24 protein-coding genes are annotated in these 26,571 nt (G+C 70.8%); 11 read left to right on the top strand and 13 right to left on the bottom strand.

The genetic code is table 11. From position 1 onward, the window contains the following. The first annotated feature begins 29 nt into the window (after nt 1-29). The 3 genes from EP757_RS28405 (at nt 30) to EP757_RS28395 (ending at nt 3,858) form a co-directional block, all read left to right on the top strand. Nucleotides 30-1,061, top strand: a complete 1,032-nt coding sequence (locus EP757_RS28405; protein WP_127551110.1) for a LacI family DNA-binding transcriptional regulator — start codon at nt 30-32, stop codon at nt 1,059-1,061. A gap of 82 nt (nt 1,062-1,143) precedes the next feature. Then, nucleotides 1,144-2,820: a glycoside hydrolase family 13 protein gene (locus tag EP757_RS28400; RefSeq protein ID WP_127551108.1), complete on the top strand. Its 1,677-nt coding sequence runs from the start codon at nt 1,144-1,146 to the stop codon at nt 2,818-2,820. A gap of 237 nt (nt 2,821-3,057) precedes the next feature. After that, entirely contained in the window at nt 3,058-3,858 is an 801-nt protein-coding gene (locus EP757_RS28395; protein ID WP_127551106.1) for an SAM-dependent methyltransferase, read from the top strand. A gap of 16 nt (nt 3,859-3,874) precedes the next feature. On the opposite strand, the gene EP757_RS43300 is transcribed toward EP757_RS28395, so the two are convergent. Continuing rightward, nucleotides 3,875-4,048, bottom strand: a complete 174-nt coding sequence (locus tag EP757_RS43300; RefSeq protein ID WP_174262455.1) for a hypothetical protein — start codon at nt 4,046-4,048, stop codon at nt 3,875-3,877. A 44-nt stretch (nt 4,049-4,092) separates the two neighbouring features. Between EP757_RS43300 and EP757_RS28390 the strand changes: the two genes are divergently transcribed. Further along, a complete protein-coding gene (locus EP757_RS28390) occupies nt 4,093-4,401 on the top strand; it encodes a hypothetical protein (protein WP_127551104.1) in 309 nt (102 codons plus the stop codon). A 77-nt stretch (nt 4,402-4,478) separates the two neighbouring features. Continuing rightward, nucleotides 4,479-5,489 (top strand): hypothetical protein, encoded by a 1,011-nt coding sequence (locus EP757_RS28385; protein WP_127551102.1) that lies wholly within the window; start codon nt 4,479-4,481, stop codon nt 5,487-5,489. On the opposite strand, the gene EP757_RS28380 is transcribed toward EP757_RS28385, so the two are convergent. The 3 genes from EP757_RS28380 to EP757_RS28370 are packed head-to-tail and all read right to left on the bottom strand — an operon-like array spanning nt 5,486 to nt 8,137. Beyond that, nucleotides 5,486-6,247 carry an ABC transporter ATP-binding protein gene (locus EP757_RS28380; RefSeq protein WP_127551100.1) on the bottom strand — a complete coding sequence of 254 codons (762 nt, stop codon included), beginning with the start codon at nt 6,245-6,247 and terminating at the stop codon, nt 5,486-5,488. The two genes, EP757_RS28385 and EP757_RS28380, sit on opposite strands and share 4 nt — an antisense overlap. Then, nucleotides 6,234-7,265: an ABC transporter substrate-binding protein gene (locus EP757_RS28375; RefSeq protein ID WP_127551098.1), complete on the bottom strand. Its 1,032-nt coding sequence runs from the start codon at nt 7,263-7,265 to the stop codon at nt 6,234-6,236. The genes EP757_RS28380 and EP757_RS28375 overlap by 14 nt, the downstream gene beginning before the upstream one ends. A 14-nt stretch (nt 7,266-7,279) precedes the next feature. After that, nucleotides 7,280-8,137, bottom strand: a complete 858-nt coding sequence (locus tag EP757_RS28370) for an ABC transporter permease (RefSeq protein ID WP_127551096.1) — start codon at nt 8,135-8,137, stop codon at nt 7,280-7,282. Nucleotides 8,138-8,263: 126 nt separating this feature from the next. Here EP757_RS28370 and EP757_RS28365 point away from each other — a divergent pair, with 126 nt between their 5' ends. The 4 genes from EP757_RS28365 to EP757_RS28350 are packed head-to-tail and all read left to right on the top strand — an operon-like array spanning nt 8,264 to nt 11,656. Then, complete coding sequence (locus tag EP757_RS28365) at nt 8,264-9,196, top strand: amino acid ABC transporter permease (protein WP_232050044.1); 933 nt, start codon at nt 8,264-8,266, stop codon at nt 9,194-9,196. After that, nucleotides 9,193-9,963: an amino acid ABC transporter ATP-binding protein gene (locus EP757_RS28360; protein WP_127551094.1), complete on the top strand. Its 771-nt coding sequence runs from the start codon at nt 9,193-9,195 to the stop codon at nt 9,961-9,963. The genes EP757_RS28365 and EP757_RS28360 overlap by 4 nt, the downstream gene beginning before the upstream one ends. A 20-nt stretch (nt 9,964-9,983) precedes the next feature. Next, nucleotides 9,984-10,964, top strand: a complete 981-nt coding sequence (locus EP757_RS28355) for an ABC transporter substrate-binding protein (RefSeq protein WP_127551092.1) — start codon at nt 9,984-9,986, stop codon at nt 10,962-10,964. Further along, a complete protein-coding gene (locus EP757_RS28350; RefSeq protein WP_127551090.1) occupies nt 10,961-11,656 on the top strand; it encodes a GNAT family N-acetyltransferase in 696 nt (231 codons plus the stop codon). Before EP757_RS28355 ends, EP757_RS28350 begins: the two co-directional genes overlap by 4 nt. Nucleotides 11,657-11,751: 95 nt before the next feature. Here the strand turns inward: EP757_RS28350 and EP757_RS28345 are convergent, their stop codons facing one another. Next, entirely contained in the window at nt 11,752-14,172 is a 2,421-nt protein-coding gene (locus EP757_RS28345) for an NACHT domain-containing NTPase (RefSeq protein WP_127551088.1), read from the bottom strand. 112 nt (nt 14,173-14,284) lie between these two features. On the opposite strand from EP757_RS28345, the gene EP757_RS28340 reads away from it, so the two are divergent. Further along, nucleotides 14,285-15,217 carry a LysR family transcriptional regulator gene (locus EP757_RS28340; RefSeq protein ID WP_127551086.1) on the top strand — a complete coding sequence of 311 codons (933 nt, stop codon included), beginning with the start codon at nt 14,285-14,287 and terminating at the stop codon, nt 15,215-15,217. 97 nt (nt 15,218-15,314) lie between these two features. Here the strand turns inward: EP757_RS28340 and EP757_RS28335 are convergent, their stop codons facing one another. Genes EP757_RS28335 through EP757_RS28300 form a run of 8 tightly spaced genes read right to left on the bottom strand, consistent with a single transcriptional unit; the run spans nt 15,315 to nt 24,618 of the window. After that, the gene (locus EP757_RS28335) at nt 15,315-16,439 is read right to left on the bottom strand and encodes an LLM class flavin-dependent oxidoreductase (RefSeq protein ID WP_127551084.1); all 1,125 of its coding nucleotides are present in this window, start codon (nt 16,437-16,439) and stop codon (nt 15,315-15,317) included. Between the two features lie 6 nt (nt 16,440-16,445). Continuing rightward, complete coding sequence (locus EP757_RS28330) at nt 16,446-17,459, bottom strand: LLM class flavin-dependent oxidoreductase (protein ID WP_127551083.1); 1,014 nt, start codon at nt 17,457-17,459, stop codon at nt 16,446-16,448. Beyond that, nucleotides 17,456-18,727, bottom strand: coding sequence for an LLM class flavin-dependent oxidoreductase (locus EP757_RS28325; RefSeq protein ID WP_127551081.1), 1,272 nt, complete (start codon nt 18,725-18,727; stop codon nt 17,456-17,458). Before EP757_RS28325 ends, EP757_RS28330 begins: the two co-directional genes overlap by 4 nt. Continuing rightward, nucleotides 18,720-19,703 (bottom strand): LLM class flavin-dependent oxidoreductase, encoded by a 984-nt coding sequence (locus EP757_RS28320; RefSeq protein ID WP_127551079.1) that lies wholly within the window; start codon nt 19,701-19,703, stop codon nt 18,720-18,722. Before EP757_RS28320 ends, EP757_RS28325 begins: the two co-directional genes overlap by 8 nt. Continuing rightward, nucleotides 19,700-21,232 carry an ABC transporter ATP-binding protein gene (gene nikE / locus EP757_RS28315; RefSeq protein ID WP_127551077.1) on the bottom strand — a complete coding sequence of 511 codons (1,533 nt, stop codon included), beginning with the start codon at nt 21,230-21,232 and terminating at the stop codon, nt 19,700-19,702. The genes EP757_RS28320 and nikE overlap by 4 nt, the downstream gene beginning before the upstream one ends. Continuing rightward, a complete protein-coding gene (locus EP757_RS28310; protein ID WP_127551075.1) occupies nt 21,229-22,077 on the bottom strand; it encodes an ABC transporter permease in 849 nt (282 codons plus the stop codon). Before EP757_RS28310 ends, nikE begins: the two co-directional genes overlap by 4 nt. 4 nt (nt 22,078-22,081) lie before the next feature. Continuing rightward, nucleotides 22,082-22,993, bottom strand: a complete 912-nt coding sequence (locus EP757_RS28305; protein ID WP_127551073.1) for an ABC transporter permease — start codon at nt 22,991-22,993, stop codon at nt 22,082-22,084. Then, on the bottom strand, nt 22,990-24,618 hold the full coding sequence (locus tag EP757_RS28300) for an ABC transporter substrate-binding protein (protein WP_127551071.1): 1,629 nt from the start codon (nt 24,616-24,618) through the stop codon (nt 22,990-22,992). Before EP757_RS28300 ends, EP757_RS28305 begins: the two co-directional genes overlap by 4 nt. Nucleotides 24,619-24,707: 89 nt before the next feature. On the opposite strand from EP757_RS28300, the gene EP757_RS28295 reads away from it, so the two are divergent. Then, on the top strand, nt 24,708-26,474 hold the full coding sequence (locus EP757_RS28295) for a sulfatase (protein ID WP_232050043.1): 1,767 nt from the start codon (nt 24,708-24,710) through the stop codon (nt 26,472-26,474). The last annotated feature ends 97 nt before the right edge of the window (nt 26,475-26,571 follow it).

Below are 26,571 nucleotides of genomic sequence, written 5' to 3'. Positions count from 1 at the left end.
TATCGTGGCTGCCTACCCAGGGAGCTCTCATGCGGTCGAGGAAGCCCACGTCCAGTGATGTGGCCACGGCCGCGGGTGTCTCCCGATCGGCGGTGTCGTTCGCGTTCAACAACCCGCAGCGGATCTCCGCGGCCACCCGGCAGCGGATCCTCGACACCGCCGAGCAGCTCGGATACACCCCCAACACGCTGGGGCGGATGCTGCAGGCGGGCACCACGAACTCGATCGGCGTGCTGTTGCCGCAGCGGCTCGCGCAGGTGCTGGAGAACCCCTACTACTCGCGCTTCCTGATGGGCGCCGGGCAGGTCTGCGACCGCGAGGGTTACACGCTGCTCCTGACGCCGCCGCTCCAGGATTCCGTGCTCAAGGCCATCCCCTACGCGGCAGTGGACGGGTTCATCGTCTGCGGCCTCGAGGTCGACCGCGGCGAGGTGGCCGAATTGGATCGGCGCGGGATCCCGTTCGTGCTGATCGACAGCGACCGGCACGAAGGCGCGCCGAGCGTCGAGGTGGACGACCGGGGAGGGGCCGCGGAGGTGGCCCGCTACCTGCTCGAACTCGGCCACCGGCAGCTGGCCGTGCTCTCCATCGAGCCGGGGCCGGACGCGGCGGTGCGCGGCTATCGTGGTCCGCTGGCCCGCCGCCTGGCCGGCATCGGTGACGCGCTGGCCGAGGTCGGCCTCGGCCTGGCCGATGTGCGGATGGCGGAGGTGCCGGTGACCCGGCACGACGGCCACCGCGCCACGAGCCGGCTGATGGCGCTCCCGAACCCGCCGACCGCCGTGATCGCCCTCTCCGACGTGCTCGCGTACGGGGCCGTGGATGCTTTGCAAGAACTTGCGGTGGAGGTGCCCGCCGACGTGTCCGTGACGGGCTTCGACGACCTCGCCGAGTCGGCCTGGTTCCGTCCCCGGCTCACCACCGTGCGGCAGCCGATCGTGACCAAGGGGCGGATGGCCGCCGACTTCCTGATCTCGGCGATTCGCGGTGAGGATCAGCATCCGCACCAGACGCTCGGCACCTCGCTGATCATCCGGGATTCCACCGCAAAACCGGCATAAGACTTCGCTGCAAGAACTTGCTGCAAGAAATCAACCGTCGGGCTATGTAACACGTGTTAGTAACCTGCTAGCGTTCGTCGTCATGACTGATCAACTGATCGCACCGCCCGCCGTGGAGGCGCCGCCCGCATCCTGGTGGCGCAACGCGGTCATCTACCAGATCTACCCCCGCAGCTTCGCCGACTCGAACGGCGACGGTATCGGCGATCTGCCCGGCATCCTGAGCCGCCTGCCGTACCTGCGGGATCTGGGCGTCGACGCGGTCTGGCTCTCCCCCTTCTACGCCTCCCCCCAGGCGGACGCCGGCTACGACGTGTCCGACTACCGCACCGTCGACCCGATCTTCGGCACCGTCGCGGACGCCGAGAAGCTGATCGCCGGCGCCCACGAGCACGGCATGCGGATCATCGTCGACCTGGTCCCGAACCACTCCTCGGACCAGCACGAGTGGTTCAAGCGCGCGCTCAGCGAGGGACCGGGCTCGCCGTTCCGGGACCGCTACCACTTCCGCCCCGGCAAGGGTGAGAACGGCGAGCTGCCCCCGAACGACTGGCCGTCGATCTTCGGCGGTCCCGCGTGGACGCGCGTCGAGGACGGCGAGTGGTACCTCCACCTGTTCGCCGCCGAGCAGCCGGACTTCAACTGGGAGCACCCGGCGGTCCGCGACGAGTTCAAGACCATCCTGCGGTTCTGGCTGGACCTGGGCGTCGACGGCTTCCGGATCGACGTGGCGCACGGCATGGTCAAGGAGGACGGCCTGCCGGACGTCGGCGGCGACGCCGAATGGCACCTGCTGGGCGTCGGCGAGAGCCCCTGCTTCGACCGCGACGGCGTGCACGAGATCTACCGCGAGTGGCGCAGGATCCTCGACGAGTACCCGGGTGAGCGCATCGCCGTGGCCGAGGCCTGGGCACCCACCCTGGCCCGGGTCGCCGACTACGTCCGTGACGACGAGCTGCACCAGGCGTTCAACTTCAGCTACCTCGGCACCAGGTGGGACGCCGAGCAGCAGCGCCGGATGATCGACGACTCGCTGGCCGCGATGCGGGTGGTCGGCGCCCCGACGACCTGGACGCTCTCCAACCACGACGTCGTCCGGCACACCAACCGGCTGCTGCAGACCGGTGACGGCGAGGTCGCAGGCCGCCGCCCCACCGAGGTGGACCCGGTCGCCGGCCTGCAGCGGGCCCGCGCCGCCACCGCGCTGATGCTGGCGCTGCCCGGCTCGGCCTACCTCTACCAGGGCGAGGAGCTCGGCCTGCCCGAGGTCGTCGACCTTCCCCCGGAGGTGCGGCAGGATCCGGCGTTCCACCGGGCGGCCGGCCAGGACGGTTACCGTGACGGATGCCGGGTGCCGATCCCGTGGAGCGGCACCGAGGCCCCGTACGGCTTCGGTCCCGACGGTGGCGGCAGCTGGCTGCCGCAGCCCGCGTCGTGGGCGCGGCTGAGCGTCGAGGCGCAGGAGGGCGTGCCCGGCTCGACGCTGGAGCTGTACCGCGCCGCGCTCGGCGTCCGCCGCGGCAACCCGGCGCTCGCGCCCACCGACAACCTGCGCTGGGTGCCGGCCCCGGAGGGCGTCCTGGCGTTCGAGCGCGAGGTCGCCGGCCACCCGGTGTTCCGCTGCACGGTCAACATGACCGGCGCGCCGGTCGCCGTGGGCCGCCCCGGCGAACTGCTGCTGACCAGCGGCGCGCTGGACGGCACCGCCGACAACGTGGTGCTGCCGCCGGACACCACCGTGTGGTGGTCGATCCCGTGATGGACCTCCCGGCCACCCCAGGACGGTGGGGGTGGGCGGGTCGTTGAGACGGGCGTGACGCGGACGGGGGACGCGTCACGCCCGCTCCCTTTCGGATGGCGTCCCTCCACTCCCTGGCCTGCCGCGCGACCTCGCCGAGCTCTAGACATCTGACCCTCCCCCGGTCGGCCGACCATGCCCCACTGTCCTCATCGGACCCGCGTATGCTCTGCGTCACCACACGTCAGGAGCCCCCCGATGACCGACAACGACGCCAAGCTCGACACGACCGTCCCGCACTCCGCCCGGGTCTGGAACTACTGGCTGGGCGGCAAGGACAACTACCAGGTGGACCGCGCGGTCGGCGACGACTTCGCGAATCTGTACCCGGACATCGCGGTGGTCGCCCGCCAGTCGCGGGCCTTCCTCAAGCGGGCCGTCACGCACCTGGCCACCGACGCCGGCATCCGGCAGTTCCTCGACATCGGCACCGGCATGCCGACGGCGGAGAACACCCACCAGGTCGCCCAGGCCGCCGCGCCCGACTCCAAGATCGTCTACGTGGACAACGACCCGCTGGTGCTGGTGCACGCGCGGGCGCTGCTCACCGGCACCGCCGAGGGCCGCACCGAGTACGTCGACGCCAACCTGCACGAGCCGCTGCAGATCCTCGAAGCGGCGCGCGGCACCCTCGACCTGACCCAGCCGGTCGGCCTGATCCTGATGAACATCCTCGGTCACGTGCCCGACCTCGACGACGCCGTGAAGATCGTCCGGACGCTGCTGGCCGAACTGGCGCCGGGCAGCTACCTGGTGACCGCCGACGGCACCAACGTGATCGACGGCCCGGCGTTCGAGGAGGCGATCGGCGTGTGGAACGCGAACGCGCCGCTCAGCTACCACCTGCGCCACCCCGACCAGCTCCGCCGCTACCTGGAGGGCCTGGACGTGCTCGAGCCCGGCCTGGTCCCGTGCGCCGAGTGGCGTCCGGCGGCGGGTGCCACCGGCGACGAGATCCGGCCGGTCGACGAGTACGGCGCGGTCGGCCGCAAGCCGTAGGGCCTGGGCAGAGGCCCTACAGGTCACGCTCCCCGGGGAACTCCTCAGCGCTCTCGTCCGCGTTGCGCTCCTCACTGGTGGCCGCCACGGACGGTTCCCCGGGGGCGGGCCGCTCTTCGTCGATGTCGGCGGAGCCCGGCCCGTCCTGCGTGGTGAACTCGGCGAATGCTTCAGGGTTGACGTCGCTCATGATCACCCGTTTACCCGTGGCGCGGGGTTCCTACCGTCGTAGGCATGCAGTGGTTTCTCTGGGCCGCTGGAATCGCGGCCGTCACCGTCGTCCTGTTCCTGCTCATCCTCCGGCACCTGCGAGGTCCGGCCCGCCCGCGGACCCGCGAGGAACGGCTCGCCGCGGCCCGCGCGGCCGGCAAGGGCCTGCGCCACGGCGCCGTCCGTCAACCGTCCCGGGCCGACCGCGACCCGAACGCCGACACCCGCTGGTCGCTGTTCGCGGGCGGTGACGCCACGCCCGGCACCGGTGGCGGCGACTTCAGCAGCGGAGGTGGCGGCGGCTCCGACAGCGGAGGCGGCGGCAGCTACTGATCAGGGATCATCTCAGCCTGACCCCGATGGGACCGATCACTACGGCATCCGGTCCCGCCGTCCCTGAAGGTTGCCGCATGTCCGTTCTCACCCGGCCTGCCGTTCTGCTCGCCACGGCGACGGTCGCCGCCGGACTGCTCGTCGCGCCCGGCGCCGCGTTCGCCGCCGATACGACGACGACGCTGACCTCGGCCCAGATGGCTGCCGAGCTCTCGGCGGTGGCCGCGGCGTCGGCGGCGGCCGGCGTACAGGGATGGAAGACCGCATCGGATTATCGGTTCACCTTCCCGGGAAGCCCGGCGGTTGTCGACGGCGTCGGCTCGACCACGGCCGATCTGGCGCACGGGCGCTACGACGATCGGTTCAGCACGGCCGGCTCCGGGTCGGCGGACTCCTTCGCGGTGGACGGCGAGGGACTCTGGGAACCGGTGCCGGACGGCGCCGAGGCGCAGGCGCTGCGGATGATGGGCCGGCCCGCCGTGAAGTACGTGTTCACCGCGGACGAGGCCTTGGACCTGGACGCCTACCTCGACGAGAACGCGCCGAGCCCGGTCGCCATGACCAGCGGCATCGACGGCGGCGGCAGCAAGGTCACCCACGAGGACGGCAGCGCCGACCTGACCACCGCCGACACCCAGGGCGCCGATGTGGTCCTGCACGTCGGCGCCACCGGTGTGCTGACCGGCGCGCACCTCGCGATGGCCGGCAACGCGGACCAGGGCGCGGTCACCGTGGACATGATCTTCTCGTACGGGGCACAGACCGTCACCCTGCCCACCGCCGCCGCGACGGTCGACCCCGCCACCCTGGCGAAGGGCGTCGCCTACCTGACGATGCCGGCGACCGTGCGCACGATCGCCGGCGCCGCCGCCACCGACACCCGGAAGGCCGCCAGGAACAAGAAGGTGGAGGTCGCGACCCTGCGCGCGATCGCCCGCACCGCCGCGACCCGCTCCTCCCCGGTGAAGGTGACCGTCACGAACGTCACCGGCGGCGTGAAGGTCAGCGCGACGAACCCGTGGACTCACCGGTCCGTCGCGTACACCGTCACCGCCTCCGGCAGGAAGGTCGTGGTGAAGAAGGGCTAGACCGTCGACCGGTCGCGGATCGCGTGGCCCACCTCGGCGCGCAGCGCCGCGAACTCCGGCGAGCCGCGCAGCTCGCCGGCGGCGACACCGGTACGGGGCAGATCGATCCGCAGGTCGAGGGCGATCTGGCCGGGCCGGGGCGTGAGGACCACGACCCGGCTGCCGAGGAAGACCGCCTCGTCCACGCTGTGCGTCACGAAGATGGACGTACGCCCGGTCTCCGCGCTGACCCGCCTCAGGTCCTCCTGAAGCCGCTCGCGGGTGAGCGCGTCGAGGGCCGCGAACGGCTCGTCGAGCAGCAGCAGGGGGTTCTCGACCGCCAGGGCACGGGCGATCGCGACCCGCTGCTGCTGGCCACCGGAGATCTGCCAGGTGCGGCGTTTCGCCACGTCATGCAGGCCCACCTGGGCGAGCAGCTCGTCGATCCGGGAAGCGGTCGGCGTGATGCCCGCGTACTTCAGCGCCAGTCCGACGTTCCCGCCCACGGTCTTCCAGGGGAACAGCCGCGGCTGCTGGAAGACCAGCCCGGCCCCGCGGCCCGGTTCCGGCACCGATCCGGCGATGCGGACCCTGCCGTGCGTCGGCTGCTCGAAGCCCTCGATCAGCCGCAGCAGCGTGCTCTTGCCGCATCCGGAGGCGCCGACCAGGACGAGGAACTCCCCCGCCGGCACGGTCAGGTCGATCGGCCCCACCGCGGTGACGTCACCGTAGTCGTGCCGGACACCCTCGATGAGGACCGCGGGATCATCCGAGGACACCGGGCAGCCCCTTCACGTAGATGGCCTTCTGCACGTCGGCGAGGGACGGCACGGCGTCGATCTTCTGCTGGCCCTTGAGGAACTCGGCGGCGCTGACCAGGTTGTCGGCGAGCTTGCCGGGGCTGCCCTCGGTGCCCAGCCACTCCGGCGACGACAGGTCGGCCGGCTTCAGGAACACGCCCTGCGACAGCTGGGCCTTGGCCTCCTCCGGGCTCAGGTTCAGCTCGGCGCCGACGGCCTTCCCGGCGGCGTCGGGGTCGGCGGCGATGATGTCCAGGGCCTGCGCCTCCACCTTGCGCCACGCGTCGACCGCCTCCGGGTGGGCTGACGCGAACGCCGTCGAGACCACGCCGAGGTCGAGCGTCGGCTTGCCGCCGGCCGCCAGCTCCCGGCTGGTGATCAGGACCTTGCCGGTCTTCTTCAGCTCGTCGAGCGAGGGCAGCCAGCTGTACGCCGCGTCCAGGTCACCACGCGTCCAGGCCGCCTGGATGTCCTGCGGCTCCAGGTCCACGATGGTCAGCTCGGACTCCTTGACGCCGGCGGCGTCGAGCGCGGCGAGCAGGCTGTAGTGCGCGGTCGACGCGAACGGCGTCGCCACCTTCTTGCCGCGCAGCGATGCCACGTCGGTGACGCCGCTGCCGTTGCGGGCGACGAGCGCCTCGTTGTCGCCGGCCACGTCCAGGACGAAGGCGACCTGGTACGGAATGTTCAGCGGCGCCGACAGCCCCCGTGCGACCGGGCTGGAGCCGATCGCCGCGATGTCCACGCTCTTCGCCACGAACGCGGTGTTGATGCTCGCGCCGGAGTCGAACTTCGTCCAGGTGATCTTGTAGTCGGGCAGCGCCTTCTCCAGCAGCCCCTGGTTCTTGACGATCAGGTCGCCGCTGGGGAACGCCTGGTAGGCGAGCCGGATGGATTTCTCCTCGGGCGAGGCGCCACCGCTGGCGGCACCGTCGCCGCAGGCCGCCAGGCCGGCGCCGAGCGCGAGGACGGACAGGACAGAAATGATCTTGCGCATGGGGAATTCCCTATCTATGAACGGCCGCGCCACGGGATGAGCCGGTTCTCGGCCACCCGCAACCCGGCATCGATGAGCAGGCCGGAGAGGCCGATGGCGAACAGACCGAGGACGACCACGTCGGTCTGCGAGTAGCGCTGCGCGTCGCGGATCATGCCGCCGATGCCCGGGACGCCGTTGATCGTCTCGGCGGCGACCACCGACGAGTACGCGACACCGACCGCGAGCCGGATGCCGGTGAAGATCTCCGGCAGCGCGCTGGGCAGCACCACGTCCCGCGTGGTCTGCCACTTCTTGGCGCCGAGCGCCCGGGCCGCCTCGACGAGCCCGGTGGGAGCGCCGTGCACGGCCGAGGCGGTGGCGACCGCGACGGGCGGCAGCGCGGCGATCGAGAGCAGCCACAGCTTCGGGGTCTCGTCGATGCCGAACCAGATGATGAACAGGCTGAAGTAGGCGAGCGGCGGCAGCGCCCGGACGAACGTGACCACCGGCTCGGTGACCACCCGCAGCCAGGAGATCGTGCCCATCAGCAGGCCGAGGATCAGGCCGCCGGCGATGCCGATCGCCGAGCCGATCACGATGCGCCGCAGGCTCACGCCGAGGTGCTCGATCAGCAGGTGACCGCTGTAGCCGCGGACGCCGTCGTGCACCGACGAGGTGACGACGAGCTGGTGCCAGACCGCCGCGGGCGACGGGATGAAGGTCGGGTTTCGCATGATCCGCGCGGTGATCTCCCAGAGCAGGTAGAGCGCGAACAACGCGAGGAGGCGCAGGGCTATGCGGCGGCGCAGGCCGCCACCGGGCGCCAGGGCACCGGGCGCGGCGGGTGCGCCGGTCCTGGCGGGCGGCGCGGGTGCGACGGAGGTGGTCACTGAAGCTCCTGGCAGAGGGAGGCGGGAATACCTGCTATTCCTATCGTGTTGATGGAATATCTGCAAGGGTCGTAACGATGCGTTTAAACATATATAGCTGATAGGACTTGTGGGTAAGGTCGACTGGTGCCTACCTTCTTCGGCATGAGCGTCCTGTCCCCACCGCGATCTGAGAACGCGGATCCGCCGTCCACTCTGGTCGTGGTGCCCGCCCGTCATCCGTGGCGCTGGGCCGGCACGGCGCTCGTCCTGGTGCTGCTCGCCCAATTCGTGCACGGCCTGGCCACCAACCCGGGCTGGGACTGGAGCACCTTCGCCGGCTACTTCCTGGAGAAGTCGGTGATGGAGGCGCTGCTGGTCACCCTCCAGCTGACCGTCGCCGGCGCGATCCTCGGCTTCCTCGGCGGCATCCCCCTGGCGGCGATGCGGCTGTCCAAGAACCCGGTGCTCTCCACGGTCAGCTGGGCCTACATCTGGGTGTTCCGCAGCGTGCCGCTGCTGGTGCAGCTGCTGTTCTGGGCGAACCTCGGCTACCTCTACGACCGGCTGCAGGTCGGCATCCCGTTCGGTCCCGGCTGGTCGTTCGCCACCGCCGACCTGGTCAGCCCGTTCGGCGCCGCGCTGCTCGGCCTGGCCCTGCACGAGGCCGCGTTCGCCGGTGAGATCATCCGCGCCGGCCTGCTCTCGGTCGACCAGGGACAGCACGAGGCGGCCGCCGCGCTGGGCATCCCCAAGCACCGTCAGTTCTTCAGGATCGTGGTGCCGCAGGCGATGCGGGCGATCCTGCCGAACGCCGCGAACCTGCTGGTCAACCTTCTGAAGAGCACATCCATCGTGTACGTGCTGGCGATCGGCGAGCTCTTCTATCAGGTTCAGGTGATCTACGGACGGAGTGGCCGGGTCGTCCCGCTGCTGATGGTCGCCACGGTCTGGTACGTCATCCTCACCGCCGCCCTGTCGATCCTGCAGTTCTACACCGAGCGCTACTTCGCCCGCGGCGCCGTCCGCACGCTGCCGCCCACCCCGTTGCAGCGCCTCCGATCGGCGGTCCGCAGATGAGCACCACTCCCGTCGTCGAGGTGACCGGCGTCCACAAGTCGTTCGGCGCGCTGCACGTGCTGCGCGGCGTCGACCTGACCGCCCGGGCCGGCACCGTCACGGTCATCCTCGGTCCGTCCGGCTCCGGCAAGTCCACCCTGCTGCGCTCGATCAACCATCTGGAGAAGGTCGACAGCGGCCTGGTCCGGGTCGGCGGCGAGCTGATCGGTTACCGGCAGTCCGGCAGCAGGCTGCACGAGCTCAGCGAACGCCAGATCCTCAAGCAGCGGGCCGGCATCGGCTTCGTCTTCCAGAACTTCAACCTCTTCCCGCACCTGACGGCGATCGAGAACATCGCCGAGGCGCCCATCTCGGCCCTGCACAGACCCAAGGCGCAGGTGTACGAGAAGTCGCGCGAGCTGCTGACCCGGGTCGGGCTGTCGGACAAGGCCGACGCCTACCCGCGGCAGCTCTCCGGCGGGCAGCAGCAACGCGTCGCCATCGCCCGTGCCCTCGCCCTGGACCCGCAGCTGATCCTCTTCGACGAGCCGACCTCCGCGCTCGACCCCGAACTGGTCGGCGAGGTGCTCGACGTGCTGCGCGACCTGGCGGCCACCGGCACCACGATGATCGTGGTGACGCATGAGATCGGCTTCGCCCGGGAGGCGGCCGACAACGTGATCTTCATGGACGAGGGCCAGATCGTCGAGCAGGGCCCGCCCGCGCAGGTGCTCGACAACCCCCAGCACGACCGGACCCGGGCGTTCCTGTCCAAGGTCCTCATCTAAGGAATCGGAGCACAACCTTCATGCGTACGAAATGGGTCTTGGCCCTTGCCGCCGTCACCCTGAGCCTGACCGCCTGCGCCGCGCCGGAGGAGGAGGCCGCCGCCGTGCCCGCCGCCGCTGACGCCTCGGGCGCCGCCGTCGTCACGTTCAACGACAGCCCGGAGCAGAACCGGATCCTGCCGCCCAAGGACGACGCCGCCGCGGCGCTGCTGCCACCGGACGTGGCCGCCGCCGGCAAGCTGGTCATCGGCGTCGGCGCGGCCGGCTCCGGCTTCCCGCCGCTCGCGTTCGCCGCCACCGACAACAAGACGCTGATCGGCAACGAGCCGGACATCGCCGCCGCGATCGCCAGCACCCTCGGCCTGGAGCCGGTCCTGGAGAACACCTCCTGGGAGAACCTGTTCATCGGCCTCGACTCGGGCAAGTACCAGCTCGGCGCCTCGAACATCACGGTCACCGAGGAGCGCAAGCTCAAGTACGACTTCGTCAGTTACCGCAAGGACGACCTGGGCTGGCTCGCGAAGAAGGGCTCCGGCCTGACCGTGACCAAGCCCGCCGACATCGCCGGCAAGAAGGTCGCCGTCGGCTCCGGCACCAACCAGGAGAAGATCCTGGTGGAGTGGGCCGACGAGGTGAAGAAGGCCGGTCTCGCCCCGGTCGAGATCAAGTACTACCAGACCAACCAGGCCACCTACCTGGCGCTCGGCTCCGGACAGATCGACCTGTACCTCGGCCCGAACCCGTCGGCCGCCTACCACGTCGCCACCACCGGGGACAGCGAGATCGTCGGCACCTACTCCGGCGCCGGCGCCACCCTGCAGGGTCTCATCGCGCTGACCACCAAGAAGGACAACGGCCTGGTCAAGGCGTACGCCGCAGCCCTCGACAAGCTGATCGCCTCCGGTGACTACACCAAGATCCTCGAGCGGTGGAACCTCACCGACGAGGCGGTCACCAAGGCCGAGGTGAACCCGCCGGGCCTGCCCATCGAGGGCAAGTGACCAGCTCTCTGGCCTCCTCGGCGATCCTGGACAATCCGGCCTGGTCGGCACTCACCGGAGTGCACGAGCGGTTCGGCGAGTTCCACGGCAGGGCGGCGCGGTACCAGCCGGATGTCGCGCCGTTCCACGCCCTCGCCGATCCCACCGACCCGGAAGCCTGGCAGGACCTGACCGCGCTGGTGGCGCCCGGCGCGGCGGTGACGATCGCCGGGGCGGGCGGGGTGGCGTACCCGGGCTGGGAAGTCGCCGGAAGCATCCCCGGCGTGCAGTTCGTCGACGTGGCGCTGCGGGCCGAGCCGCTTCCCGAGGCCGTCCCGCTGGGCACGGCGGACGTGCCGGAGATCCTCGATCTGATCGAGCGGACCCGGCCGGGGCCGTACCTGCGGCGGACCGTGGAGCTCGGCACCTACCTGGGGCTGCGCTCCGACTCCGGCGCCTTGATCGCGATGGCCGGGGAGCGGCTGCACCCGGCCGGGTGGACCGAGATCAGCGCGGTCTGCACCGACCCGGCCCACCGCGGCAAGGGCCTGGCCACCCGGCTGATCCGAGCCGTCGCGGCCGGGATCCGGGACCGCGGCGAGACACCGTTCCTGCACACCGGGGCGGCCAACGTGAACGCGATCCGGCTCTACGAGTCGATCGGGTTCGAGCTCCGCAAGAAGACCGACTTCACCGCGTACCGACGCCTGTAGGCAACGCCGGCCCCGCCCCGCGAGGCCGGCGTTTCGCCGTGGCGCATTCGATGGCGAGAACCTCCGACCGGGCCCGGCCCGCTGACCGGCCACCCTCACCCACCGTCACGAACCTCGGCGGCGAGGTGTCGTTGCAGGACGTCGTGACGGAACTGGTGGACCGAGCCGACCTGCCGCAGGACGCCGCGGCGGTGCGCGTCGTCGAGGAAGCGCATCAGCCGCCAGGGGAGCCGGCCGGTCAGGGCGAGCGCCGTGCGGGCCAGCAGGAACTGCGGCCACGGTGAGGCGATACTCGCGCAGGCGACCCCGAGCAGGATCACGGCGAAGAAGATGCACCGATACGTGGTGACCAGCGACGCCGCGTACAGGGCCGCCGCCACGGTGAGAGCGATCCCCAGCACGGCGGTCCGGCCGGCGGTGAGACCGGCGCGAGGGCTCGTCACGGCCATCTCCTGCTGTCCTCGTTTGAAGAGCCGCACCAGCCCGATCACCGCCCCGGTGATTCCTCCGAGGAACAGGCTGATCGGAGCCGCGGCCAGCAGTGCGCCCCCACCCATGACAGCGCCGAACATCAGCGTGACCGTACCTACGAGGATGGCGGCGCCGAGGGCCCAGCCGACGGCCGGCCAGAGGCGCGGGCGGACACCGTGCAGCGGTGTGGTCGCCGATACCCACGCCATGCCCCCGGCCGCGAGATTGAAGGCCACCGAGAGCAGCGCCGCCTGGAGCGAGAGCAGTTCGGTGATACCGGCCAGCACACAGGCGGCACCGATCATGGAACCGGTGGGGATCGGGAAGTGGGTCTCCGAATCGGTGTAGGTGAGCGCGGTGAAGAACCCGGCACACAGGGCCAGGCCGGTGAAGACGATCGTTCCGTCGTCGAAGCCCAGACCGGTCGACAGGTGCGTCAGTCCTACGGTGCCGATCAGCACGATCGTACTGAGCAGGTAGGCCTGTGCGAAGCGGGAGGCGATCCGCCCGCGCCGGGGCAGTGGCCGGACAGCGCCGAGGCCGGCGACGAACGCGGCGGGCAGGATGAGTGCTCCGGCGCCTGCCGCCACGGACGGGAAGATCGCGGCGATACCCAGGGCGACGATGACGATCGGGACGCTCAGATACGCGACACCCGGCGTTCCAGGCTCCCGCCGCCCGTGCAGATATCCGCCGGCCAGTCCTGCTGCGGCGAGCAGCGGCACCAGATTGCTCCCGTAGTACCAGCTCGGCAGGGAGACCAGCCAGGCCGTCAGGATCGCCCCGAGCCCGAAGGCCACCGCGCTGAGCACGTTCCACCGTGGAACCGCCCGCCGCAGCTCCCACCACCGGATCTCCGCCCGGCCAGTGGCCGTCAGGTGGCCGGCCAGGAACGCGAGCCACCGCCGCGTCCGAGGCGTGGCGTTTCCGTACAGGGCGGGCAGATAGCTCGCGATCAGCCGCCGCTCGATGTCGTGAGCATCGGTGAACTCGGTCAGATCGGCCGGCCGGGCATCGACGCGGCCATAAGACGCGCGGGCCAGATAGGCCATCAGCGGTGTCGAGAGCGCCGCCGCGAGCGCCCCGTCCGGCTGCCGTGTCACCTGGTCGAGGACCGGACCCCAGCGCGTGGCGCCGTCGATCTGGCCGGCTTCCAGGAACGGTCGCAAATCGTCCGGGGAGAGAGGACGCAGCTCCACCACCGCGGCACGGCCCAGCGGGGTCCCGGCGGCGCGCACGATGCGCTGGAAGTCACGGCTGCGGCAGGCCACCACGACCGCGCCGTGCCGGCTGTATTCGCGGTTCAACGCCTTGAAGACGCGCTTGCGGGTCTGTTGCGGCAGCTCGTCGAGGCCGTCGAGCAGCGGCAGGACACTCCCGGCGGCGACCAGATCAGCGATCGCCGACCGTCCGAGAACGTGGCCGTACTCGTCGGTGATCCGCGCGATCAGCCACTGCTCCAGGTCTCGCGCGTCGCCCCAGGCGGCCAGGTTGAGCAGGACCGGGACCCGATCGCCGGGCCGGCGGCCGTCCAGCAGCTGCAGCGTGAGCTCCAGCAGCGCTGTCGTCTTGCCGGCTCCGGGTCCGCCGAGGATCACCAGCTGGCCCAGTGGCAACGCCGTGAACGTCTCACTGATCCCGGTCACGTCGTGGTGAAGCCGCAGCCCGATCGGGCGCCCGCCCACAGCTCCGGCGAGAACCTCGGCGGGCGCCGCGCCGACTCGCCGTGCCGTCGATCGCCAGCGCACCGGGATCGGGCCCGGGCGATCCAGCAGCCGCAGGTGTGCCTCGGCGGACCACTGGCGCGACACGAGCGCAGCGAGCCGGTCAGCCGTCGGGCCGGCCCCGCTCTCCCCCGCCGGCCGGCCGATCACCGCGATGCCCAGCCCCAGCGAACCGACCACCAGACCACCGACGCCGGCGAGCTTGTCGGCGGAGTCGAGTACGTCATCGCCCGCGCTGAGCAGCCAGACGGCGAGAGATGCGAGGACGATCAGCAGCCCGGCGCTCCCGGCTGCCAGTCTCACCCAGTGGTTGCGCGGCACCCGATGATTCTTCCGTTCCGCCGGCGAGCCGGTCCAGGGCGAATTTCCCCCGGATGATTGACCGGGCCGGATCCCGGCCGTGGGCGGCGGAGTACCGGGCAAGGATCAGGGCGTGGAGTTGCGCCAGCTGAGCTATGTCGAGGCGGTGGCCCGGTACGGCGGGTTCACCCGTGCCGCCGAGCGCCTGCACGTGGCCCAGTCGGCGGTGTCCGCGCAGATCCGGGCCCTGGAGGCCGAGCTGGGGCTGGCGCTGTTCGCCCGCACGACCCGGCGGGTGGCGCTGACTCCGGCGGGAGAGCTGTTCGTCGCGCGGGCCCGGCGGGTGCTGGCCGAGCTGGACGGGGCGCGGACCGAGCTCCATGAGATCACTGCCGTGGTCAACGGCAGAGTGGGGATCGGGGCGACAGCGGCGCTGGGGTCGTACGACATGGCTCAGGCCCTGGCCCGCTTCCGTGACCGGTTCCCGGGGATCGCGCTGCGCCTGCGCAGCGGCACCGCGACCAGCCTGCTCGGCGCCCTCGACGAGGGTGAGCTGGATCTGGTGGTGGGCCCGATCTACGCCGATCTGCCGCCGCGGTTCGACGCGCTGCCGCTGACCGACGAGCATCTGCTGCTGGCCGTCCCGATCGGTCACGCGCTGGCCCGGACCGGGCGGCTGACGCTGGGCGAGGCGCGCGACGAGCCGTTCGTGTCGACGCCGGTCGGCACCGGTCTGCGCTGGATCCTGGAGGACTCCTGCCGGTCCGCCGGTTTCACGCCGAGGGTCGAGTTCGAGACGGCCACCTACGCCGGCATCCGGGACCTGGTCTCGGCCGGGCTCGGCGTGGGCCTGCTGGCGAAATCGGCGGCGGAGGCGGCCTGGGGTCCGGCGATCGCGATCCGCAATCTGCATCCGACGCCCGTGCACCCGCCGATCGGGGTGATGCACTCCCGGGACCGGCCGCTGTCCCCGGCCGCGCAGTCCTGCCGTCACCATCTGGTCGAGCTGGCCGGCCACCAGCCCGATCCGTCCCATCGCGAGGACCCGACGGAGGAACCGTTGTGAAACCGCCGTCCCGTCAGCACGGATCTTGAGCGACTCTCCCCGAACGGAGGCCGACGATCACCCAAGATCCGCGATGCGGGGCCGCGACGGTCAGGGGTCAGCCGCGCCACTCCTTGGCGAGCAGCTCATAGGAGCGGACGCGGTCGGCGTGGTCGTGGGCGATCGTCGTGATCAGCAGCTCGTCGGCGCCGGTGACGCGCTGGAGGGTGCGCAACTTCTCGGCGACGGTCTGCGGGGAGCCGACGAACTGGGTGTCGACGCGGTCCTTGACGAGGGCGCGGGCCTCGTCGGTCCAGGTGAAGGCGGCCGCTTCCTCGATGCTGGGGAACGGCACCGCGCCGAGGCCGGTCCGGATGCTGTGCACCCACAGGGCGAAGGGGGCGGCCAGGCGCTGCGCCGTCTCGTCGTCCTCCGCGACCAGCACGTCGGCCGAGACCATCAGGCGCGGCGCGCTGAGCGTCGCGGAGGGGACGAAGCTTTCCCGGTACGCCTCGGCGGCCTCCAGCACCTTCGCCGGCGCGACGTGGTAGTTCGCGGCGAAGGGCAGGCCGCGGGCGCCGGCGGTACGGGCGCTCTCGCCACCGCTCGATCCGAGCAGCCAGACCTCCAGGTCGGCGCCGGCGCCGGGGACGGCCACGACCTCGTTGCCCTCGCCGTCGCCGACCGGGCCGGCGAGCAGGCCGCCGATCTGGTCGAGGATCTCGGTGAGGCCGAGCGGTTCGGCGCCGGGCTGGCTGAGCAGGCTGGAGGCGAGGGCGGTGCGCTTCGAGGCGAAGATCGGCGCCCAGGAGAACGGCTTCGGGATGAGAAGGCCGTCGACGACGCGTTCCTCAGCCTGCGCCGGATGCTCCTCTCTCGCGGACGCTTGAATCTCCTTCTTGGCCTGGCCGGAGCGGCCGATGCCCAGGTCGAAACGGCCCGGATAGAGGGCGTCGAGCAGGCCGAACTGCTCCACGATCGTCAGCGCGGTCTGGTGGCCGGTCTGCACCGCGCCGGACCCGAGCCGGATGTGGTCGGTGACCGCGGCGATCTGGCCGAGCAGCAGGGCCGGCTGCGAGCTGGCGACACCGGGCGTGAAGTGATGCTCGGCCACCCAGTAGCGGTGGTAGCCGAACTGCTCGGCCTGCTTGGCGAGGTCGAGGGTGCGGCGCAGCGCGGCGCCGACGCTGGGGTCGCCGGAGACGAGCGGCGACAGGTCGAGGATGGAGAGGGGAACGGACATGGTGGCTTACCGCCCTTTCAGCTGGCGTAACACGGGGGCGATGTCGCTGGCGAACAACTCGAGGCTGGCCCGGTTCTGTTTCTCGGTGAGGCCTTCGGTGTCGGCGCTCAGATGAGTGACGTCGTGGCCGAACCGCTCGTGGTAGCGGTGGACCTTGTCGATGATCTGCTGAGGGCTGCCGACGAGGATGGAGCTGCGTTCGACGGCGTCCTCGAGGGTCGGGAAGACCGGTTCCACGCCGACGGCCCGGAACGCCGCCAATCTCGCCTCATAAATCGGCTTATATGTGGAAATAGCCTCTTGAGTCGTCTGAGCGGCGAAAAATCCGGCGCTGCCCGCGCCGATCCGAATCGCCGCCGGATCATGACCGTAGAAGGCCCACCGCTCCCGGTAATAGTCGATCAATTCGGCGTACGGCTCGATGGGGTTCGTGACGTTCGCGGAGAACAAGGGATCCCCGTAGGAGGCCGCCAGATCGACCGACGCCTTACTGGTGGCGCTGCCGTGCCACACCGTGATCGGCTGCTGCACCGGCCGCGGCCAGGTCTCCGCATCGGTCAGCGACGGGCGGTACTCGCCCGACCAGGTGACCTTCTCGGATCGCCACAACTGCCGGAACAGGTCGTAGCTCTCCCGCAGCCGGTCCCACTGATCCTCGGTGGTGACATGGAACAGCTGGGCCTGGGCAGCGCCGTTCCCCTTCCCGATGATCAGTTCGAGGCGGCCGTCGGCGAGATTGTCGAGGGTGCTGTAGTCCTCGAAGGCCCGCACCGGATCGAGCAGGCTGAGCGTGGTGACGCCGGTCCAGAGCCGGATACGGGAGGTGCGGGCGGCGATGTGGCTGAGCACCACGGGCGGCGCCGACGACAGGAACGGCCGCTCGTGCCGCTCCCCCACCGCGAACCCGTCGAAGCCGAGTTCCTCGCCGAGCACCGCGGTGTCGACGACCTCGCGCAGCCGCTGCTGCTGGGTCTTCGACCGGTCGATATAGGTGATCAGGCTGAGCAGGAGGAACCTCATGAGAGGCCCAGGTTCTGCCGCAGCGTGGCGCCTTCGGAATACTCGGTCCGGAAGACGCCGCGTTCCTGGAGCAGCGGGACCACCTGGTCCACGAAGTCGTCGAGGCCGGTCGGGGTGAGGTGCGAGACGAGGATGAAGCCGTCGCAGGCGTCGGTCTGGACGTATTCGTTCAACGCCGAGGCGACCCGGTCCGGGGTGCCGATGAAGTTCTGCCGGCCGGTCACCTCGATGATCAGGTCCCGGATCGAGAGGTTCTTCGCCTCGGCCTTCGCCCGCCACTCCGCCGCGGTCGCGAGCCGGTCCGGGTACATGCCGGCGCGGCCCTTGATGATCGTGTCGTCCTCGTCCAGGATCGGATCGAAGGACGGCAGCGGCCCGTCGGCGTCATATCCGGAGAGATCGGTATTCCACAACTGCTCGAGCAGCAGGATCGCGGTCTGGGGACTCACCTGCTGACGGCGGATGTAGTGCGCTTTCTCCTGCGCGTCGGCATCGCTGTCGCCCAGAACGTAGGAGACACCCGGAATGATCTTCAGGTCGTTCTCGGAACGCCCGAACCGAGCCAGCCGATCCTTCACGTCGCGATAGAAGACCCGCGCGTCGTCGAGCTGGTGATGCCGCGAGAAGATCGCATCGGAGTGCTGGGCCGCGAGCTCACGACCGCCATCGGAGTCGCCGGCCTGGAGGATGACCGGGTGACCCTGCGGGCTGCGCGGAACACCGAAGCGCCCGGAGATGTCGAATTGCGATGACGTGAAGGAGAAATCGCCACCGTCGGAATCCCACAGCGTCCGAGCCGCCTGAATGAATTCGGCGGCCCGGACATAACGGTCGGCATATTCCAGGAACCCGCCGCGCCGGAAGTTCTCCCCGAAGAACGCCCCGGGAGACGTGACCACGTTCCACGCGGCCCGGCCCCCGGAGAGGTGGTCGAGCGTCGCCAGCTGCCGGGCCAGCTCGTACGGCTCGTGGTAGGTGGCGTTCAGCGTCCCGGCGAGGCCGAGGTGCGTGGTGACCGCCGCGAGGGCGGTGAGGACCGTCAGCGTGTCCGGCCGCCCGACCACGTCCAGGTCGTGGATGAGACCGCGCTGCTCGCGCAGCCGCAACCCCTCGGCCAGGAAGAAGAAGTCGAACTTCCCGCGCTCCGCGGTCTTCGCCAGGTATGCGAACGAGTCGAACTCGATCTGGCTGCCCGCGCGGGGATCGCTCCAGACGGTCGTGTTGTTCACGCCCGGGAAGTGGGCGGCGAGGATGATCTGCTTAGGCACTGACGGCCCCCTGAGCGGCGTAGCGGTTGATCGCGACCGGCAGTCCGAGCCGGGATCGCAGGGTGGTGGCGGAGGAGGGCTGGAACAGGCCGCGCTCGCGGAGCAGCGGGACCAGCTGCCCGGTGATGACTCCAAGATCCACGGACAGGGAACCGGGACGCAGCCGCACACCGTCGATGCCCGAGGACGACCACCGTTCCAGCAGCTCGACGAGCTGGACGGGGGTTCCGGTGAACACCGCGGCGTCTGACGGCGCCGGCCGGGCGTCCGGGGACAGGTGCACGACGAGGTCGGCGAAGACCTTCAGCTTCGGGTCCAGCTTTGACTTGATCTTGACAGCGTCCGACTCGTCGGACGGCGTGATGAAGATCAGGTCGGCCGAGCGACCGGCGAACTCCCAGGCCAGCGGCGCGTGGGCGAGCGCCGCCACGACCGGCTGGCCCTGCGGCGGCCGGGGGACGATCGACGGGCCCTTCACCGAGAAGTACGCGCCGTCGAACGCGATGTAGTGCAGCTTCTCCCGGTCGATGTACCGGCCGGTCGGCACGTCCTTGATGATCGCGTCGTCCTCCCAGCTGTCCCAGAGGCGGCGGACGACCTCGACGGCGTCGCGCGCTTCCGCGAACAGCTCCTCGACGCCGAGCGGCTCCCGGCGCCCCAGCAACGAGGAGCCGCCCGGGGAGACCCGCACCTGCCATCCGGCCCGGCCCCTGCTCGCGTAGTCCAGCGACGCGATCGCGGTGGACAGGTGGAACGGCTCGGTGTGCGTGGTGGTGGCGACCGGGATCAACCCGACGTGCCGGGTCACCGGCGCGATGCGGGCGGCGGTCAGCACCGCGTCCGGGCCGGTCTTCTCGAAGCCGTCGTCGAGCGTGATGAAATCGATCCGGGCGTCGTCCGCCTGCCGAGCCCAGGACACCCAGTCCCCGGCGTCGAACGACGGCGAGTCGAGGGCCACGGCCAACTGCAGACTCATGCTGGTACCTCCAGTTTCGGCACGGCGGCGAGCAACGTGCGCGTGTAGTTGTGGCCGGCGTGTTCGAAAACGGACTGGACCGGGCCCTGCTCCACGACCTTGCCGTCCTGCATCACGAGCACCCGGTCGGCCAGGTCCCGGATCACGCCGAGGTCGTGGGAGATGAAGAGCAGCGCCGTCCCGTCGGCGTTGCGGATCTCGGCGAGCAGGTCGAGCACCTGCGCCTGCACCGAGACGTCGAGCGCGCTGACCGGCTCGTCGCAGATGATCAGACTCGGTCGCGGGGCGACGGCCCGGGCGATCGCGACCCGCTGCCGCTGGCCGCCGGAGAGCTGCCGGGGGTAACGGTCGAGCAGATCCGGGTCGAGACCGACTCTGGTCAGCACCGGTGCGACCGGCTCGCCACGGCCGAGCGCCTCGCCGACGATGCGGCGGACCGTCCAGCGGGGATCGAAAGCGGACAGCGGATCCTGGGCGATGAACTGCAGGCGGCGTCGCAGCGGCCGCCGGGCGCGTTCCGGCACGCCACTGAACTCGGCGCCCTCGAACCGCACGTGCCCACTCGTCGGCTCGGTCAGCCCGAACAGCAGCTGCGCCACCGTGGTCTTGCCCGACCCGGACTCCCCCACCAGGCCGACCACCTCACCGCGCCGGATGGTCAGGTCGACGCCGCGGACCACGGTGCGGTCGCCGTACACCTTGCGCAGCGCCGCCGCCTCGACCACCACCGGGCCCGGCTCCGTCGCGCTCACCCTTCTGCGGCCACGGGCGGCTGAGATCAACTTCTTGGTGTACGGGTGACCCGCCGCGGTCAGCAACCGCCCCGTCGAACCCGACTCGACCAGCCGCCCGTCCTTCATGACGAGCACCCGGTCGGCGAGCCGGCTCACGACGGCGAGGTCGTGACTGATCAGCAGAAGCGCTTCCCCCGACGACCGGCGTTCGGCGAGCAGGTTCAGGATCTGGGCCTGCACGGTGGTGTCCAGGGCGGTGGTCGGCTCGTCGGCGATCAGCAGCCGTGGCCCGCCGGCGATGGCCGAGGCGATCAGGGCACGCTGGCGCAGACCACCGGAGAGCTGGTGCGGATGCTGGTGGGCCCGCCGTTCCGGCTCGGGCACGTGCACGTCGGTCAGCAGCCGCTGGACCCGCTGCCACCGGTCCCGGCGGTCGCCGATGCCGTGGACGCGCAGCACCTCGCCGATCTCCGCGCCGACCGTTCGCAGCGGGTCGAGCGAGACGAGCGCGTCCTGCAGGATCAGCCCGGCGAAACGGCCGCGCAGCCGGCGCCACTCGCGGGAGCCGTACCCCCGGGCGTCCTGTCCGTCGATCTCCAGTTTGGCGGCGGTGACGGTGGCCTGCGGACCGGCCAGTCCGACCAGGCTGCGGGCGGTCACGCTCTTGCCGGAGCCGCTCTCCCCGACGATCGCCACGCATTCACTCGCGGCGATGCTCAGGTCAACGCCGCGGACCGCTTCGACGACCCGGCCGGGCAGCGTGAACGAGACCCGCAGGTCCTCCACCGTGATCATGCGGCACGTCCCTCGAACCGGCGCTGCAGGTGCCGTCCGGCCACGGTGAGCGAGATGATCGTGCCGGTCACCACCAGGCCCGGCAGGATCGACGCCCACCAGGCGATGTGCAGGTAACCGCGGCCTTCGGAGAGCATCGCGCCCCATTCCGGTGAGGGTGGTTGCGGCCCGAGGCCGAGGAAGCTGAGCCCGGCCGCGATCAGCACCGCCTCGCCGAGCCCGATCACGGCGATCACCGGGAGCGGGCCGAGGACGTTCGGCAGCACGTGCCGCACGACCAGGCGGGGACGGGAGGCGCCGAAGGCCACGGCGTGGGTGACGTACGGGGCCCGGCGCACCACGAACGTCTGCGCCCGCACGACCCGGGCGTAGTGCGGGGTGAGCGCCACCCCGATCGCGACGACGAGGCTGGCCGTGCCGGCGCCGGCGATCGCGATGAACAGCAGCGCGAGCAGGACCAGCGGGAACGCGGACAGCGCGTCGAAGGTGCGGCTGAACGCCTCGTCCGCGTACCGGTGCCCGAGCCCGGCGAACAGGCCGAGCAGGATCCCGGCGCCGACAGCGATCAGGGTGGCGGCCACCCCGATCGCCAGGGAGTGCCGGGCGCCGTGCACGACCCGGTCGAAGACGTCGCGGCCGAGCTGGTCGGTGCCGAACCAGTGGTCCGCCGACGGCGCCTGCAGCACGTGCAGCGGGTCGGCGGCGAGCGGGTCGCCGCCGAGCGCGTCCGGCACGGCGACGGCGAGCAGGATCAGCGCGAGGAAGGTTCCCGCGGCGATGATGCCGGGGCGTGGTCTCCTGAATCGGAGTCGTCCGGTGACCGGCCGGGTCAGCGCGATGGTCATTCGCTCAGCTCCTTCGCAGGCGCGGGTCGATGGCCAGGTTGGCGAGGTCGGCGACCGTGTTGACGACGACGAAGACGGCCGCCGCGAACACCACCACGGCGATCACCACGGGCATGTCGCCGGTGGTCACGGCCTGCAGGGTGACCTGACCCAGGCCGGGCCGGCCGAACACCTGCTCGATGATCACCGAGCCGCCGATCAGCACGCCGAAGCTCCAGCCGGCCAGGGCGACGGCCGGCAGCAGGGCGTGCCGCAGTGCGTGCCGGGCCAGCACGGCCCGGTCCTTAAGGCCGCGGGCCCGGGCGGTGACCGCGAACGGCTCGTCCAGGGCCCGGTCCAGGCCGTCGCGCAGCACCTGGGCGAGCAGCCCGGCGATCGGCAGCCCCAGGGTGATCGCCGGCAGCACCAGGGCGGCGACGCTGCGATCCCCGGAGACCGGGAACAGCCCGAACCGGAACGAGAAGACGCTGAGCAGCACGATCCCGATGAGGAACGGCGGGGTCGAGACCATGACCAGCTCGGCGGTGGAACTGACTCGCCGGGCCCACGGCCGCCGGACGGTGACGGCGAGGACCACGGCGAGCAGCGCGGCGAAGATCGCTGCCGCGAGGGCGAGTTTCAGTGTCGGCCGGATCTGCACGCCGATCACGTCGGCGACCGGCCGCTGCAGCAGGTAGGAGCGGCCCAGGTCGCCGTGGGCGGCCCGCCACAGATAGTCGAGGTACTGCACGATCGCCGGCCGGTCCAGGTTCCACTCGGCGATCACCTGCGCGCGGATCTGCGGGCTGTCCGCGCCGTCGCCGATGATGCTGTCGACCATGTCACCGGGGGCGGCGAGCAGCGCCAGGTACGCCGCCGTGGCCGTCGCCCAGAGGACGACGATCCCGGCCGCGACCCGGCGCAGCACCGCCCTCATCGCCGGAGCCACACGTTGTAGGCACCGGCCGGCACCCCGGCGGTCGGCTCGAAGCCCAGCCCGCCGACCGCCGACGAGGTCGCCAGCTGATCGGCCGGGGCGTAGAGCGGGAGGGCGAGGGCCTGGTCGGTGACGACCAGCTTCTGCACCTGCTGGTACGCCGCGGTCCGCTTCGCGGTGTCGGTGGCGCCCTGCCCCTGTTCGAGCAGCTCGTCCAGCGCCGGGTCCTTCACGCCGGTCCGGTTGATCGCGCCGGCCGAGTGCAGCAGCAGGTTGAGCGCGGCGCCGGCGTCGGTGTCGGCGCGGGAGTTGTCGAACACCTCGTACTGGTTGTCGGCGATCGCCTTGGCCTGGGTGCCCTGGTCGACCAGCGCGACGTTCAGGTCGATGCCGGCGCTCTGCTTCACCGCGGCCTGCACGGCCTGGGCCAGCACGTCGCGGCGGTCCCGGACGTACGGCGCCGACTGCACCAGCCGTACGGTCAGGCGCTTGCCGTCCTTGGTCCGGTAGCCGTCGGCGTCCCGGGTCGTCCAGCCGGCCTGGTCGAGCAGCTGGTTCGCCTTCGCGGCGTCGCCGCCGAACGTGCCCTCCAGGGTCTTGTCGTAGAACGTGCTGGTGGGCCCGACGACACTCCACGCCCGGGTGGCGGTGCCGCGGTAGACGCCGGTGAGCACCGCGTCGACGTCGACGGCCTCGCGGAACGCCTGGCGTACCTTCGGGTCGTCGAACGGCGCGTGCGAGACGTTGAAGTAGTACGCGTACGCCGACCCCGAGTTGAGCCCGCGCTGCAGCGACAGGTCAGGGTTCGCGGTGATCAGCGTCTCGTCGGTGGCCGGCACGCCCTCGATCGCCTGCACCTGGCCGGAGGTCAGCGCGCCGACCCGGACCGACGACTCCTTGAGGAACCGGTAGGTGACCTCGTCGAGGTACGCCGGACCGCTGTGCCCGGCGTTCGACGGCGCCCAGTCGTACGCCGGGTTCTTGACGAAGTGCACCTCCTGGCCCTGCGTGTAGCGGTCCAGCACGAACGGGCCGGTGCCGGCCAGCTCCGGGCCGCCGGCCTTGAGGTTCTTCGCCTCCTTCAGCGACTTCGGCGAGACCTGCGCGCCCTGCGGCGAGGAGACGAAGTCGAGGATGAGCACGTCCGGCTGCTTGAGCCGGAACGCGACGGTGGCGTCGTCGACGACCTCGACGCCGTCCAGGTTGCGCAGCTGCACGGCGGCGACGGCGGGCGCGTAGCCGGGCGCCAGGATCTGGTCGACGTTGGCCTTCACGGCGGCGGCGTCGAACTTCGTGCCGTCGCTGAACGTCACGTCGGTACGCAGCTTGAACGTGTAGGTCTTCCCGTCCGGGGACACCTCGTAGGAGGCCGCCAGCCAGGGCAGATAACCACCCTGCGCGTCGTGGGTGAGCAGGGCCTCGAACGTGTTCCAGACCAGCGGGCGGGCCTTGGCCTGGCTGTACTGGTGCGGGTTGAAGGTGATCGGCTCGGTCTCCACGGCCCAGGTCAGGGAGCCTCCGGAGACGGGCTGACCGGCATCGTCGCCGGAGCTTGCTGCGTTGCTGGAACAGGCGCCCAGGAGGGCGAGAACGGTGACGGCGGCGGCGAGACGGATACGGCGCATGTGAGCGACCTCCTCTACCACCATTCCTATAGCTTCTATAGGAGATGCACAAGCTTTAGTGATGTTTAGCCGTGGATTAGGTCGCGGTGATGAACCATCTCGGCGGGCGGTCCGTTCCCCATGTCGTGCAGCAGACAGAAACCGCCGATCCGCAGACCGACGAGTCCTCGGACACGCCGCCCTCGCCGCCTTCCGCCCCGGAAGATCCCCAAGAGCCTGGCCGGGTACGCAGGATCGTCACGCACCAGCGGTTCCAGATCGCTTTGACGGTGCTGGCCTGCGTCGTCGTCTTCCTGGCGCTCGTCTACCCGAACGTGCTCAAGCGGCTCACCATCGGCGGCTTCGCCCGCATCCCGATCGAGGCGGCCATCGGGATCGGCCTGCTCCTCATCCTGCCGGGCAAGCCCCGCCGCATCCTCGCCGCGGCCGGCGGCGCCGTACTCGGCTGGCTGATCATCGAGAAGTCCCTGGACATGGGCTGGTTCGAGATCCTCAACCGGCCGTTCGACCCGGTCCTCGACTGGATCCTCTTCGACGACACCTACGGATTCATCCGGGAAACCTACGGTCAGGCCTCCGCCTGGGCCGCCGCCGTGGGAGGTGTCCTGCTGGCCGTCGCGGTGATCGCCCTGAGCGTCTGGGCGGTGCTGCGGGTGACGTCGCTGATCGGTCGCCACCGCAAGGTTTCGGCGTACACCGCAGGCGGGATCGCCGCCGCCTGGCTCGCCGCCTTCCTGGTCGGTGTCCAGGTCGTGCCGAAGGTGCCGATCGCGGCCCGCAGCAGCGTCACCTACGCCTACGATCGCGCCCGGCAGGCGAAGGCGGGCATCGCGAACAGCGCCGAGTTCAGCAAGGAGATCGCGAACGATCCCTTCCAGAACACCCCCGGCGACCAGCTGCTCACCGGCCTCGCCGGCAAAGACGTCATCGTCACGTTCGTGGAGAGCTACGGCCGCAACGCCGTCGAAGCCCCGGAACTCGCCCCCGGCGTCGACGCCGTCCTCGACTCCGGCACCGCCCAGCTCACCCGGGCCGGTTTCGCGGCCCGCAGCGGCTGGCTCACCTCACCCACCTTCGGCGGCAACAGCTGGCTGGCGCACTCCACCCTGCTGTCCGGCCTCTGGATCAACAACCAGAGCCGGTACCGCACCCTGACCGCCAGCGACCGGCTCACCCTCACCAGCGCGTTCAAGCGCGCCCAGTGGGACACCGTCAGCGTCATGCCCGGCGCCACCCGGGCCTGGCCGGAAGGCAAGTTCTACGGGTACAACCGGGTCTGGGACAGCCGCAACCTCGGCTATCAGGGTCCGAAGTTCAGCTGGGCGCCGATGCCCGACCAGTACACGCTGAAGAAGTTCAACGAGGTGGAGTACGGCAAGGCCGGGCGGCAGCCGCTCATGGTCGAGATGCCGCTGGTCTCCAGTCACACACCCTGGGCGCCGATCCCGGCGATGTTGGACTGGGACGCCGTCGGCGATGGTTCGGTCTACAAGGACATCGTCGCGAACGCTCCGAAGAAGGCCGACATCTGGGGCAGTTCGACGAAGGTCCGGGCCGAGTACGGGAAGTCGATCCAGTACACGCTGACCGCGCTGATCGAGTGGGTGCAGAAGTACGGCAACGACGACCTGGTCCTCGTCTTCCTCGGCGACCACCAGCCGTCCAAGGTGGTCTCCGGCGAGAACGCCAGCCACGACGTACCGATCACCATCGTCGCCAAGGACCCCGCCGTCCTCACCAAGATCTCCTCCTGGGGCTGGACGGACGGCCTCAAACCGGCCACGAACGCCCCGGTCTGGCCGATGAACGCCTTCCGCGACCGCTTCCTGACCGCCTACGGCCCGGCAGGCCACTGAACCCGGTGTGCGGCGCCGGCCCCCCGGTCACCGCCGGCGCCGCACACCGCCCCCTCCCCTCTTTCAAGCACCCGTCCCCGCCGCACTCCACGCCGGC

The organism is Actinoplanes sp. OR16, assembly GCF_004001265.1.
GTDB lineage: Bacteria > Actinomycetota > Actinomycetes > Mycobacteriales > Micromonosporaceae > Actinoplanes.
This window is presented reverse-complemented; position numbering and strand designations above follow the sequence as displayed.

Excerpts from the sequence above, each read along its gene's own strand:
- EP757_RS28405 (WP_127551110.1), top strand. The coding sequence starts at position 30 with ATGCGGTCGAGGAAGCCCACGTCCAGTGATGTGGCCACGGCCGCGGGT.
- EP757_RS28400 (WP_127551108.1), top strand. The coding sequence starts at position 1,144 with ATGACTGATCAACTGATCGCACCGCCCGCCGTGGAGGCGCCGCCCGCA.
- EP757_RS28395 (WP_127551106.1), top strand. The coding sequence starts at position 3,058 with ATGACCGACAACGACGCCAAGCTCGACACGACCGTCCCGCACTCCGCC.
- EP757_RS43300 (WP_174262455.1), bottom strand. The coding sequence starts at position 4,048 with ATGAGCGACGTCAACCCTGAAGCATTCGCCGAGTTCACCACGCAGGAC.
- EP757_RS28390 (WP_127551104.1), top strand. The coding sequence starts at position 4,093 with ATGCAGTGGTTTCTCTGGGCCGCTGGAATCGCGGCCGTCACCGTCGTC.
- EP757_RS28385 (WP_127551102.1), top strand. The coding sequence starts at position 4,479 with ATGTCCGTTCTCACCCGGCCTGCCGTTCTGCTCGCCACGGCGACGGTC.
- EP757_RS28375 (WP_127551098.1), bottom strand. The coding sequence starts at position 7,265 with ATGCGCAAGATCATTTCTGTCCTGTCCGTCCTCGCGCTCGGCGCCGGC.
- EP757_RS28360 (WP_127551094.1), top strand. The coding sequence starts at position 9,193 with ATGAGCACCACTCCCGTCGTCGAGGTGACCGGCGTCCACAAGTCGTTC.
- EP757_RS28355 (WP_127551092.1), top strand. The coding sequence starts at position 9,984 with ATGCGTACGAAATGGGTCTTGGCCCTTGCCGCCGTCACCCTGAGCCTG.
- EP757_RS28335 (WP_127551084.1), bottom strand. The coding sequence starts at position 16,439 with ATGTCCGTTCCCCTCTCCATCCTCGACCTGTCGCCGCTCGTCTCCGGC.
- EP757_RS28330 (WP_127551083.1), bottom strand. The coding sequence starts at position 17,459 with ATGAGGTTCCTCCTGCTCAGCCTGATCACCTATATCGACCGGTCGAAG.
- EP757_RS28320 (WP_127551079.1), bottom strand. The coding sequence starts at position 19,703 with ATGAGTCTGCAGTTGGCCGTGGCCCTCGACTCGCCGTCGTTCGACGCC.
- nikE (WP_127551077.1), bottom strand. The coding sequence starts at position 21,232 with ATGATCACGGTGGAGGACCTGCGGGTCTCGTTCACGCTGCCCGGCCGG.
- EP757_RS28310 (WP_127551075.1), bottom strand. The coding sequence starts at position 22,077 with ATGACCATCGCGCTGACCCGGCCGGTCACCGGACGACTCCGATTCAGG.
- EP757_RS28305 (WP_127551073.1), bottom strand. The coding sequence starts at position 22,993 with ATGAGGGCGGTGCTGCGCCGGGTCGCGGCCGGGATCGTCGTCCTCTGG.
- EP757_RS28300 (WP_127551071.1), bottom strand. The coding sequence starts at position 24,618 with ATGCGCCGTATCCGTCTCGCCGCCGCCGTCACCGTTCTCGCCCTCCTG.
- EP757_RS28295 (WP_232050043.1), top strand. The coding sequence starts at position 24,708 with ATGAACCATCTCGGCGGGCGGTCCGTTCCCCATGTCGTGCAGCAGACA.